At 65.6% G+C, this 12613-nt stretch carries 11 protein-coding genes; 9 read left to right on the plus strand and 2 right to left on the minus strand.

Features of this window, described 5'->3' with window-relative positions; genetic code table 11:
* From KBA48_RS07040 to KBA48_RS07080, 9 genes are all read left to right on the plus strand, one after another.
* On the plus strand, positions 1-550 hold a 550-nt coding region (locus tag KBA48_RS07040), incomplete at its 5' end, for an RraA family protein (protein WP_292904616.1).
* Between the two features lie 51 nt (positions 551-601).
* Positions 602-1282, plus strand: a complete 681-nt coding sequence (locus KBA48_RS07045; protein ID WP_292904618.1) for a TetR/AcrR family transcriptional regulator — start codon at positions 602-604, stop codon at positions 1280-1282.
* Positions 1283-1514: 232 nt separating this feature from the next.
* On the plus strand, positions 1515-3686 hold the full coding sequence (locus KBA48_RS07050; protein ID WP_292904620.1) for a TonB-dependent receptor: 2172 nt from the start codon (positions 1515-1517) through the stop codon (positions 3684-3686).
* A gap of 14 nt (positions 3687-3700) precedes the next feature.
* Positions 3701-5074 (plus strand): sulfatase-like hydrolase/transferase, encoded by a 1374-nt coding sequence (locus KBA48_RS07055; protein WP_292904622.1) that lies wholly within the window; start codon positions 3701-3703, stop codon positions 5072-5074.
* A 16-nt stretch (positions 5075-5090) separates the two neighbouring features.
* Positions 5091-6254 carry a cytochrome P450 gene (locus KBA48_RS07060; RefSeq protein ID WP_292904624.1) on the plus strand — a complete coding sequence of 388 codons (1164 nt, stop codon included), beginning with the start codon at positions 5091-5093 and terminating at the stop codon, positions 6252-6254.
* Between the two features lie 6 nt (positions 6255-6260).
* On the plus strand, positions 6261-7052 hold the full coding sequence (locus KBA48_RS07065) for an enoyl-CoA hydratase/isomerase family protein (protein WP_292904626.1): 792 nt from the start codon (positions 6261-6263) through the stop codon (positions 7050-7052).
* Positions 7053-7064: 12 nt separating this feature from the next.
* Positions 7065-7382, plus strand: coding sequence for a 2Fe-2S iron-sulfur cluster-binding protein (locus KBA48_RS07070; protein WP_292904628.1), 318 nt, complete (start codon positions 7065-7067; stop codon positions 7380-7382).
* 196 nt (positions 7383-7578) lie between these two features.
* A complete protein-coding gene (locus KBA48_RS07075) occupies positions 7579-8493 on the plus strand; it encodes a LysR family transcriptional regulator (RefSeq protein WP_292904630.1) in 915 nt (304 codons plus the stop codon).
* Positions 8494-8587: 94 nt separating this feature from the next.
* Positions 8588-9829 (plus strand): MFS transporter, encoded by a 1242-nt coding sequence (locus tag KBA48_RS07080; protein WP_292904632.1) that lies wholly within the window; start codon positions 8588-8590, stop codon positions 9827-9829.
* A 34-nt stretch (positions 9830-9863) separates the two neighbouring features.
* Here the strand turns inward: KBA48_RS07080 and KBA48_RS07085 are convergent, their stop codons facing one another.
* Positions 9864-10328, minus strand: a complete 465-nt coding sequence (locus KBA48_RS07085) for a (2Fe-2S)-binding protein (protein WP_292904634.1) — start codon at positions 10326-10328, stop codon at positions 9864-9866.
* A 13-nt stretch (positions 10329-10341) separates the two neighbouring features.
* Positions 10342-12528, minus strand: coding sequence for a molybdopterin cofactor-binding domain-containing protein (locus tag KBA48_RS07090; protein WP_292904636.1), 2187 nt, complete (start codon positions 12526-12528; stop codon positions 10342-10344).
* Positions 12529-12613: the final 85 nt, after the last annotated feature.

Genomic DNA, 12613 nt, shown 5'->3' on the forward strand with positions numbered 1-12613 from the left:
CACCATGCGCTTTGCCGGTCCCGCCTTCACCATCCGGATGCTGCCCGTGGGCCTGACGGGTGGGGTGGTCGGTGACTATATCGATGACGTAGCGCCGGGTTCCGTTGTCGTCATCGACAATGACGGGCGGCCGGACCAGACGGTCTGGGGCGATATCCTGACCTTCGTCGCTCATGCCAAGGGCATTGCCGGCACCGTCATCGACGGGGTGTGCCGCGACAGCGACCGTTGTGTGGAACTGGGCTACCCTGTGTTTGCGCGAGGGAACACGATGCGCACCGGCAAGGACCGGGTGACGGCCGACGCCTATAATGTGCCGGTGCAGATGGCGGGGGTGCGCGTGGCACCCGGCGACTGGCTGGTGGGTGACGCCGACGGTGTCTTGTCGATCCCCGCCGACAGGCTGGCCGAGGTGCTGGCCATCGCCGAACAGATCGAAGCGGCGGAGGACCGTATCCGCGCCGCTGTGGCCGGCGGCATGCGCCTGGATGAGGCACGGCGCGCCGCCAACTATCACAGCCTGCAGACCCGCAGCGCGGAGGGACGATGAAACCATAGATTAAACTGGCAAAAACCCTTTGGTCCCGTATAGATAGGTGCCATGTCGACCGAACCCGAGACGCCTGCAACCAAGCCCGTGCGCCGCCGCCAGCAGCAGCGCGCCATCGACACGCGCGAGCGTATCGTCGAGGCCGCGATTGCTGAGTTCTCGGCCCGCGGGTTCGAGGCAGCGTCGACACGGGCCATGGCCGATGCGGCGGATGCTAAGCACACGCTGGTCACCTATCATTTCAATGGCAAGGAAGGCCTGTGGCAGGCGGCGATGGACCGCACGGTCAAGGCCTTCACCACCAAGCAAAGTGAAAGGCTGGCGGGTCTGCACGGTGTGGACGACGTCATCAAGCTGCGGCTGGTGCTGGAGGATTTCGTGCGCTACAGCGCGGGGAACCTGCATCTCCATCGCCTGATGACCCACCTGTCCAGTGGCGCCAGTCCGCAACTGGATGCGCTGGTCACCGATTACCTGAAGGGCTATTTCGATCTGGTCGCCGACCTGATCCGGTCGTGCCAGGCGAAGGGGCAGTTCGTGGAGGGTGATCCCCATCACCTCCATTACCTGTTCATCGGCGCTGCGACCCGTATCTTCATGCAGTCGGTGGAAGCCACTCGGATCATCGGCCGGTCGCCGCTGGATCCCGGCTTCATCGATATGCATGTGGACCGTTGCCTTGCCCTGTTCTTCCGCGATCCGCCGAAGAAACGCGACCGCCAGGGTTCCTGACACCGACCATCCATACCCCGGACCGACACCATGGGATTGCCTTGGTGAATGTACGTTGCTGCCTGGAACATGCATTCCATTGTAGGCAAAATAATTCACCAGTCGGCATATTGGGCTTTACTAAATCGACCATGTGGAATAAATAAGTTTCGTGCCCTCCATGAAGGAGAGGACCCAAGAAACAGACGGCGCCGATGCGGGCGCCGCCAATCACAAAACAGGGAGGAAAGTGATGCGCGGATTTTCGCGAGCGATGCTGGTTGGCCTCGTCACCACCGTCAGCCATGGCGCCTTGGCCCAGGAACAGAACCCGGCGGATGGCCCCGTCCTGGAAGAGATCATTGTGACGGCCCTGAAGCGGTCGCAGCCGTTGCAGGAGGTGCCGGCATCGGTCACCGTGGTGCAGGGCGAGGCCTTCACCCGAGCTGCCGTCGTCTCCCTGGACCAGATCACACAGGTCGTACCGGGTATCCGCATGCAGGCGGCCCCCGGCGGCACCATCAATCCCGTGGTGCGCGGCCTGGGCACCAGTTCCTCCAACGACAGTTTCGAACAGACGATCGGCCTTTTCATCGATGGCGTCTTTGCCGGCCATGCCCGTGACTATGCCGCCGCCCTGTTCGATGTGGAGCGGATGGAGATCGTGAAGGGCACGCAGGCCGCCATCCTGGGCAAGAATACCAGCGTTGGCGCCCTGACCCTGACCACCCGGAAACCCGGTGCCGATTTTGGCTATGAAGCCAGCTATATGCATGAGTTCGAGCTGGGGTCCGACATCCTGGATGCGGCGATCAACCTGCCGGTCAACGAAACCTTCGCTGTGCGTTTGGCCGGCCAGTTCGCGGACGAGGGGGGCTGGATCCGCAACGCCCTGACCGGACAGGATGAGCAGAGCAGCAACCGCAAGGCCTTGCGCGCCACTGCGCGGTGGGAACCGACCGATACGCTGGAATGGATCGTGTCGGCCCAGGCCCATTGGATCGACCGCGACGGACAGACCTTTTATGCCGGTGCCGACACGCTGGGACGGTTGGCACAGACAGCGGCCATATATGGCGACGCAGCCTTCACCGCCGCCATCAAGGATGTCAGCCGTGGTACGGTGCGGCCGGGCTTCGACAAGATTTTCGACTATACCCAGGGCTGGCGCACCAATTCGACCATCAATCTGGGGCTGGGTGACCACACGTTGACCGCCGTCACCGGTTATGCCGAATATGACATGAAGCGGGTGATCAATCCGGCGGGTGTGCGCGGTGCGCCTGTGCTGCGTACCGCGCGGGAGCATAATGAGAGTTTCGGGCAGGAACTGCGCCTGACCTCGCCCGAATATGACAAGTTCAGCTACATTGTCGGCGCCTATTACTATCACGACAAATGGGGCAATTTTGACTATCTGGATGTGCTGCCGCAGGCCGGGACGCCCCTTAATGGTGCCGTGACCACCGATCAGGAATATAAGACCGAGGCCCTGTCCCTGTTCGGCCAGTTCAACTATTCCCTGACCGAGGAACTGGAGTTGACGCTGGGTCTGCGCAGCGACAACCAGAAAAAACAGGTCGATTACACCCGTGGCATTGTGCGGCCCGGACTGCTGGCCACCGCAGCCTATCCGGCCTTTGCGCCCACCAGCATGGACCGCAAAGACGATTTCGTCGATTATTCCGGCTCTGTCAGCTACAAGCTGTCGCCTGACGCCATGCTCTATGCCAGCTATGCCACCGGCAGCAAGGGTGGTGGCTTCCAGGCCTCCCCCAGCACCATCGCCACCGCGGAGTTCGGTGATGAAGGGGCGAAGACCGTGGAACTGGGGGCCAAGTTCAGCTTCGGGCGTGGCACGACCTTCAATGTCGCGCTGTTCCAGACCCGCATCTCCGATTATCAGATCGCCATCAATACCGGCGCCGGCTTCGTGGTCCGCAACGACCAGATCCAGTCACGCGGTGCCGACGCCGAATTGAGCATCGCGCTGACATCCGACCTGACCTTCTCCACCAGTGTCACCTATGCCGATGTGGAAAAGCGAGGCGTGCTGCCGGCAAACTCCATCTCCGGTGTCCCGTTCGCGCCCAAGCTGACGGGTGTGGTGCAGATGAATTACGAAACGGCGATCAACCAGAATTTCTCCCTCAATGCCAACGCCTTCGTCGAGTTCCGCACCAAGCAGAACATCATCGACCTGGCCAATGCCGTCATCCCCACGTCGGGCGGCTATGCCAAGCTGAACCTGCGGGTCGGGGTGGCGCATGATCCGTCGGGCGTGGAACTGGCGCTGGTGGGCAAGAACCTGACGGACGAGCGTGTGGTCAATTACGGCTATAACGCCTTCGCACAGGCCGGTGCGGCGATCATCTCCACCGACACGTCGCGCACCATCGGCGTGCAGGCGTCATACCGGTACTGAGGGGAGGCGCGGCCATGAGGGAGGGTCTGAACCGGCGCCAATGGCTGGGCGGTGCCGCCGCCCTGGCCGCCGCTGCTTCCCTGCCGGCGGGGGCGGTTGGCGGGGCGTCGCCCAACATCATCTTCATCATGGCCGACGATCTCGGTTATGCCGATATTGGCTGCTATGGCGGGCGGATTGTGGCGACACCCCATATCGATGCCATCGCGGCAGACGGTGCGCGGCTGACGCAGGCCTGTGCCAATTCCTGCGTCTGTTCGCCCACCCGGCTGGCGCTGCTGACGGGTCGGTATCAGTACCGCCTGCCGCTGGGGCTGGAAGAACCGCTGGTCAGGGCCAAAGTCGGGTTGCCGGCGGATGTCGCCACACTGCCGCGCCTTCTGTCCGGGGCGGGATACCGCACCTGTCTGGTCGGCAAATGGCATCTGGGTGAGGCGCCGTTTCCCGGTCCGCTGGACAGCGGCTATCAGCATTTCTACGGCATCAAGAAGGGTGGGGCCGATTATTTCACCCATCTGGCCCATGGCGATCCCGCAGGGGCGGAGGATGGGCTGTTCGACGGGCGGCAGCCGGCCAAGGATGTCGGCTACCTGACCGACCTGTTGACCGACCGGGCGGTGGCGGAAATCGGGCAGGCTGCCAAGGCCCGCCAACCCCTGTTCCTGTCGCTGCATTACACCGCCCCCCACTGGCCCTGGGAGGGGCCGGAGGATGAGGCGGTGGCCCGCAGCTTGAAGGATATCCGCCATTATGATGGCGGCAGCCTGAAGACCTACGCCGCCATGCTAGCCAGCCTGGACCGGGGTGTAGGCCGGGTGCTGGCGGCCCTGCGTGAAACCGGGCTGGCCGCTAACAGCATCGTCATCTTTACCAGCGACAATGGCGGGGAGCGTTTTTCCGATGTCTGGCCGCTGATCGGGATGAAAGGCGAGCTGCTGGAAGGTGGCATCCGCGTGCCCTGCCTGGTGTCCTGGCCGGGGCATGTCGCGCCGGGCACGGTCCCCCGTCAGGTGGCGATCACCATGGACTGGGTGCCGACCCTGCTGGACGCGGCCGGTGTCACCGGCGGGGATTGGGACGGGGCCAGCCTGCTGGCCCCCCTGACAGGCCGGGCCCCACCCGTCGCGCGAACCCTGTTCTGGCGGCACAAGCAGGATGATCAGGTGGCCGTGCGCCATGGTGACTGGAAATACCTGCGTATCAAGGGCCGGGAAGGGTTGTTCGATCTGGCCGCGGACGAACGGGAGCGGGCCAATCGTATCACAGCGGAACCGGCCATCGCCGCCGACCTGAAACAGCGTTTTGCCCGTTGGAATGAAGGCATGCTGCCCTATGCAGACGCCACTTACAGCTATGATGCCGGTTCCCAGGCGATGGACCGGCCATGAGGGATGCCAGGGAGTGATGCAGATGATCGATTTCAATCCGGCCGATCCGGCCTTTGTCGCCGATCCCTATCCCACCTATCGCCGCCTGCGCGACGAGGCGCCGGTCTGGCAGGACCCGGGCAGCGGTCTCTGGCTGGTCACCCGCTTTTCGGGGGTGGAGCGGGCGACGGCGGATTATGCCGCCTTCTCCTCCTCCAAGGGCAATGTCGTGCAGGACAGCCCGACGCGCGTTGGCAAGACGCTGGGGTCCATCGATCCGCCCCGCCATGACGAACTGCGCCGCATCATCCAGCGTGGTCTGGGCAATGCCCGGATCGAGGCGATGCTGCCCGGCATCCGCGCAGAACTGGCCGATTGCATGGAACGGCTGTCGGAAAGGCGGGAATGCGACTTCATCGCCGATATCAGCCAGCCCATCCTGTTCGGTGCCCTGGGCCGCATGCTGGGGCTTGATGCCGCCGCCGCCATACGGGCCACCGAACTGACCAAGGGTCTGTTCCACCAGGATGACGGACCCCTGGGTTCCATCCTGCCGCCGGAAACCTTTCAGGAGATCGCCCGTTTCCTGCGCGACCAGTTGGACAACCGCAAGCAGGAACGTGGCGACGACCTGATCTCCGTCCTGCTGAATGCAAAGGAAGACGGGGCGCCGCTCAGTGACGAGGAGATCGTGGCCAATGTTTCCACGGTGCTGATGGCAGGCAATGCCTCCATCGGGCATTTCTTCCCCAATGTCATGCATGCGCTCTGGTGTCACCCCGATCAGCGGCGGACGCTGATCGAAGATCCGTCGCGCATCCCGGCTGCCATTGACGAGGCGGTGCGCTGGGACACGTCCACGCAGTGTTTCGCGCGCCAGGTGGTGCAGGAGGTGGAGATCGACGGTACACGCATCCCCGCCGACAGCCGCGCCATCATCTTCTACGCGTCGGCCAATCGTGATGAACGGGTCATCCCCGATCCCGACCGGTTCGACATCAACCGCGCCCGTGTGCGCCATTTCGGTTTTGGCATGGGGCCGCATTTCTGCGCCGGGGCCAATGCCGCCCGCATGATGTTGAAGGAGATCATGCGCGAATTGCTGCCCTTCCTCGGCGATTATGACCTGGATACGGGCAGGGCCAAGCGGGTCAGCCACATCATGGTCAGGGGCTTTGCCAACCTACCCATTTCCTGGTGAACTGCGATGAGCGCGCTTGAGCCATCGCCCCTGGCCCTGGAGCGGGAGGGGGCGGTCATGCGGCTGGTGTTGGACCGGCCGCGCACCGGCAACAGCATCAGCCTCGCCCTGGCCCAGGCACTGATGAAGGCGGCCATCGATTGTGACGAGGATGACGGCATCCGCTGCGTGCTGCTGACGGGCCGGGGCCGCATGTTCTGCGCTGGTGGCGATGTCACGGAATTCGCCGCGGCGGGCGACGGGATCGGCGCACATCTGAAACAGGTGACGGCCTGCCTGCATGTCGCGGTGACCCGTTTCCTGCATATGGCGAAGCCTCTGGTGGTGGCCGTCAACGGGCCGGCGGCGGGGGCGGGGTTCAGCCTTGCCATGGCGGGCGACATCGTGCTGGCCACCCCGGAAGCCCGTTTCATCGCCGCATACGGGACGCTGGGCTATACGCCGGACGGCGGGCTGTCCTGGATGCTGCCGCGCCTGGTCGGCATGCGGCGGGCGCAGGAGATTTTGCTGACCAACCGCACGGTCGGCGGGGAGGAGGCAGTGGCCATGGGCCTCGCCACCCGGCTGGTACCGGGCCCCGAGCTGGATGCGGCGGCCATGGCCCAGGCAAGGGAACTGGCCGCCGCCGCGACGGGGGCGATCGGGCGGACACGGGGATTGCTGGGCAGGGCGCTGGACAGTGCCCTGGAAGTGCATCTGGAGGCCGAAGCACAATGCATCGCGGCCAGCGGGCGCACGGCACACGGGCGCGAAGGGGTGGCCGCCTTTCTGGACAAGCGGCCGGCGCATTTTACGTGAAGGGAAATTGGAATGCCGAAACTGACCATCGTTACGCGCAGCGGCGTCGAGCATGAGGTTGAAGGGGTTGCCGGGCGGTCGGTGATGGAGAACATCCGCGACGCCGGTATTGACGAGCTGCAGGCCTTGTGCGGTGGCAGTTGCGCCTGCGCGACCTGCCATGTCCATCTTGATCCCGCCTCTACGGGGCAGGTGCCGGCGATGGAGGAGGACGAGCAGGACCTGCTGGAGGGGTCCTGCCATCGCACTGAAACCTCCCGCCTGTCCTGCCAGATCCGGTTGACGCCGGCGATGTCCGGGCTGCGCCTGACCATCGCCCCGGAAGAGTGACCGTGAGCAGCCCGGCCCGCTGACATCCATCCGAAACCAGCGACCTTTCATCCCGACTGATCGCGATGAAAGGCTTCGGCGGCATGGGTCGCCGCTGCGCCCCATCCACCACGCGGCCATCCGGTCACATCGCGCTTTCACCCCCGTGCCCCGCCGCGCGACCCTGTGGCCTGGCGTTCACGGAAGGCCCTGCGCGGTGGAGCTTCGCGACCTGGAATATTTTGTCGGCGTGGTCGACACGGGCAGCCTGACTCTGGCCGCGCGGCAACGGGGGCTGTCACAGCAGGCACTGTCGAAAAGTCTGGCCCGGCTGGAAGCGGAACTGGGCGTCACCTTGCTGGAGCGCACGCCCAAGGGCGTCATGGTCACCCGCATGGGCGAGGCGCTGCTGTCGCGTGCGCGCACCGTGCTGGCGGAGGTCGGGCATTTCCGCCGTGACGTGGACGTGGCCCTGGGACGGTCGGCGGCACAGTTTGCGGTGGGGCTGAGCCCGGCAGCGGCCGCCGGCATCGGGCGGTTCGCGGTGCTGCGCCTGCAGCAGAAATTCGCCCGCCTGCGGATGCGGGTGGAACCGGGTGTCGAGGCGGATTTTGTGCGCCAGCTTCTGGCCGGGGACCTGGACGCCGCCATCACGGCCAGCATCAGCCATCCCGATCCCCAGATCATGGCCACCAGGGTGGGGGAGGAACGCTGGGTCGTGGTGGGGCGGAAGGAGAACCGCCTGCTGCATCAGGCGAAAACCATCGCCGATCTGGCCGGGGCCGACTGGATCTTCGGCAAGCTGCCCGACGGGCTGGATGCCCGCGTCGATCAGCATTTCATGGAAGCCGGCATCGATCCCATCCAGCCGCGTATCGCCACCCATTCCATCCTGTTCGGCATGTCGGCCCTGGTCGTCTCCGACATGCTGGCCATCCTGCCGCAATCGATGGTGGTGGCATCGGCGCAGTTGCTGGGGCGCGATCTGGCCGGGGGGCAATGGACCACGCCGCTGATCCTGATGCGCCGCCGCCGTGCCAGCCTGTCACCGGCCGAGGCGGCGCTGGCCGATATCCTGAAGGAAGAGGCGGCACGCCTGGGACCGCTGTCCAGTGACCGGACAGACCCGTGAAACTTTGCACCCTTCACGGGTTTCCCGTTGCCGTTTCCGCTCCTCAATGAGCATAATGATACATCATTATATCAAATAAAAGCCGGGGGCTTGCATGTCTGTCGATCGGTCGGAGTTCAGGCAGGGCTGGAAGGTGGTCGCCGCCTCCGCGCTGGGTATCGGAACGGGGCTGTCGCCCATTCCCTTCTACACGACGGGTGTCTTCGTGGCGCCGCTGTCGGCCGAGTTCGGCTGGGGCGTGGACCAGATCATGTTCTCGCTGGTCATCATGACCTTCGGGGCCATGATTATGGGGCCTGTGGCCGGCATGGCAGCGGACCGGTTCGGTGTGCGGCGGGTGGTGCTGGTCTCCGTGCTGCTGTTCGGCGTGACGCTGGCGGGCTTCGCCCTGTCGAACGGGTCGCTGACCCTGTTCTATGTGAACTGGATGCTGATGGCGGCGCTGGGGTCGGGAACCCTGCCCATCACCTGGACCCGCGCCGTGAACAACTGGTTCAACGCCAATCGCGGTCTGGCCCTGGGCCTGTCGCTGCTGGGCACGGGCCTGTTCGGGGCGTTCGCGAAGCTGTATGCCAATTATCTGATCGGCATTGTCGGCTGGCGCATGGCCTATGTCGGGCTGGCACTGCTGCCGCTGCTGCTGTCGCTGCCGGTGGCGTACTTCCTGTTCCGCGATGTGACGGACAAGGGGGCTACGGGCGCACCCGCCAAGGTGGTCCATCGCGGCTTCACCCTGCGTCAGGCGCTGGGCACTTACCGGTTCTGGGTGCTGGCCATTGCCTTCGTGCCCATCGCCTTCGCTGTGGGCGGTCCGATCCCCAATCTGGAAAAGATCCTGGGCTCCAAGGGGCTGGACGCACAGCAGGCGGTGCAGATCGCCAGCATCATCGGCCCCTCGGTGATTGCCGGGCGCCTGATCGGCGGCTGGCTGATCGACCGTTTCTGGGCGCCGGCGGTGGCCTTTGTGCTGCTGGCCCTGCCGGCGGCGGCCTGTCTGCTGCTCACGGGGGACGGGGTGACAGCCACGCCCGCCATCGTGGCGGTGCTGCTGATCGGGTTCGCGGCCGGCGTCGAATATGACATCCTGGCCTTCATGGTCAGCCGTTACTACGGCATGCGCGCCTATGGCGCCATCTACGGCATGATGTACGGGTTCTTCGCGCTGGGGGCGGGCTTCGGCCCCTTCACCTTCGGCCGCATGTTCGTGCAGAGCGGGACCTATGACACGGCCCTGATCTATGGTGCCATCGCCCTGCTGGCCGGCGCGGCGCTGCTGCTGACCATGGGGCGTTATCCCGCGCCGGAGAGCCTGCCGGAGGGTGACATCCGGGCGTGAGTATGCCCGGGTTTGCCCAACCTATCGGCCCCCTTCAACCCTGTTTGCGGGTGGAAGCCAGGATGATGCCGGCGACGATGCGGTGATAGGTGCCGCAGCGGCAGATATTGGTGATGTTCTCGCGGATATCCGCTTCCGTCGGATGCGGATTTTCCGCCAGCAAGGCGGCCGCCGCCATGATCATGCCCGACTGGCAATAGCCGCATTGCGGTACGTTCAGGTCGCGCCACGCGGCCTGGATCGGGTGGTTGCCGGCGGGGTCCAGCCCCTCGATCGTCGTGACCTTGCCCTTGCCCACGGCCTCGACAGGCAGGGAACAGGAACGCACGGGCGCGCCGTCGATATGCACGGTGCAGGCCCCGCAGGCGCCGATGCCGCAGCCGAACTTGGTGCCCGTCAGGCCCAGCGCGTCGCGCAGCACCCAGAGCAGCGGCGTATCCCGACTGACATCAACGGCTTGCCGCCTGCCGTTCAGCGTGAGGGTGAGATGGTCGGTCATGGAAAATCCCGGTTCAGCCCAGCTTGGCCTTGGCCAGCGGCAGGGAACGGATGCGGATGCCGGTGGCGGCGAAGATGGCGTTGGTGACGGCCGGCGCCACGGTCGGCAGGCCCGGCTCTCCAATACCGCCGATGGGCGCCCCATCGCTTTCCAGGATATGGACATCGACGGGCGGGGTGTCGGCCAGGGTCAGCACCGGCTGGTCTGTGAAGGAGGATTGGTCCACCTGACCGTTGCTGACCGTGATCTCGCCATGGAACAGGGCCGACAGGGCAAAGATGGCCGCACCCTGCACCTGCGCCTCGATGGTGCGGGGATCGACCGCCAGACCGGGATCGACCACAGCGACCAGCCGTTCCACCGTAACCTTGCCATCCCGGACGCTGACCTGCGCGCCATGGGCGACCATGGTGTCGTAGGATTCCATGAAGGCGATGCCCAGCCCCTGTCCGGCCGGCAACGTGCGGCCCCAGCCGATGGCAGACGCCGCCTTGTCCAGCACGCGGCAGGCGCGGGGATTGCCGGCCAGCATGCCGCGCCGGAAGGCATAGGGATCCTGGCCCGCCTCCTGCGCGATCTCATCGATCACGCTTTCCAGGAAGAAGCCGTTCTGCGAATGGCCCACGCCGCGCCACATGCCGATGGGGATGGGCGTGGGCTGGTCCACCCAATCCACCGTCAGGGCGGGCAGGGCGTAATGGCTGTCATCCAGACCGCCCACGGCCGCAAAATCGGCGCGGGGCGTGCCGGTGGCGGCCCGTTGCCAGGCAACCAGTGACGGGCCGACGCTGGTCAGATGCAGACCCGTCAGGCGCCGCCCTGCATCGAAACTGGCGCGGGCGCGCAGGCCCATGCCAGGCCGATAGAAATCGTGCTGCGTATCCTCTTCCCGCGTCCAGATCAGCTTCACGGGCCGGCCCACGGCCTTGGCGATTTCCGCCGCCTGCACCGCGAAATCGCGCGGCCAGCGCCGCCCGAAACCGCCGCCCAGGAACGTGCGATGGACCGTCACCTTTTCCGGTGGCAGGCCTAGCAGCTTGCCCACGGCACGGGCCACGCCCAACGGACCCTGCGTGGGTGCCCACAGGGTGGCGCGATCCGCCTCCACATGCGCGACGCAGGTCATGGGTTCCATGGTCATATGGGCCAGGAAGGGCACGTCGTAGAACCATTCCTGGCGATGGGCCGCCTCTTGCCAGGCAGAAGCACTGTCGCCGATGGCCTTTGCCAGCAGCGCCGGCCCCTTTTCCGCCAGGGCGGGCCGCGCCGCCGCCAGCGCGGCGGTGGAGGCAGCCGGGTCGCGCCCGCCCTTGAAGGTCACGGACAGGGCGTCATAGCCACGCCGCGCAGCCCAGAAATTCTCCGCGACGATGGCGACCCCGGCCTCATAAGGGTAAGGTGTATCAAGGATCTGCCCGCCGAAGGGCACGACGGCGACCACGCCGGGAATGGTCAGGGCCGGCGCCGGGTCGAACCGATCGATCACGGCACCGAAGACGGGCGCCATGCGGACCGTCGCGGTCAGCAGGCCCGGCAGCTTCACATCGATGGCGTAGGTGGCGCGACCTGTCACCTTTTCCGCGACATCCTTCGCCGGGGTGGAACGGCCGACCAGTGTCAGTTGGTCACGCGATTTCAGCGGCGGGTTGTCGGGGACGGGCAGGGTGGCGGCTACCGCCGCCAGCCGGCCGATGGTCAGCCGCCGCCCCCCTTGCGTGTCGATGGCAAAGCCGTTTTCGATGCGCACGCGGTCGACAGGGATGTTCCAATCTGTTGCCGCCGCCTGGCGCAGCATCTCACGCGCCTGCGCGCCCAGCTTGCGCAACAGCGGGTAATAGCCGCGCACGCTGATCGACCGGCCCGTCGACTGGTCCTTGGACGCGGGGTTGATGAAGGCGGGGTTGCCATCGGAATGCACGACCTTGACCCGGCTCCAGTCGCCGCCCAACTCGTCAATCATGATCTTGGGCAGGGATGTGAAGATGCCCTGACCCATTTCCGCCGCCGGCGTGGCGACCGTGATTGTGCCATCCGGTGCGATATCCATCCAGGCAGCGAAGGGGGTGGCGGCCTCTCCGGCCTTGCCCGCCGCCACGGCTGGTCGCCCGGCCAGCAGGCCCAGCAGCAGGCCGCCGCTGCCGGCCAGGACGGCGCGTCGCGACAGGGCGGGCACTGGTCCGCTTGCAAGCTCCTTTGTCACCGGCACTCCTCTGCTCCGCCTTGATGATCTTGATTGTAAATGACGACAAAGCATCTTACCTTCCCGCGGTGATCAGCCAGTCAAT

This window comes from Niveispirillum sp. (genome assembly GCF_017996735.1).
Lineage (GTDB): Bacteria > Pseudomonadota > Alphaproteobacteria > Azospirillales > Azospirillaceae > Niveispirillum.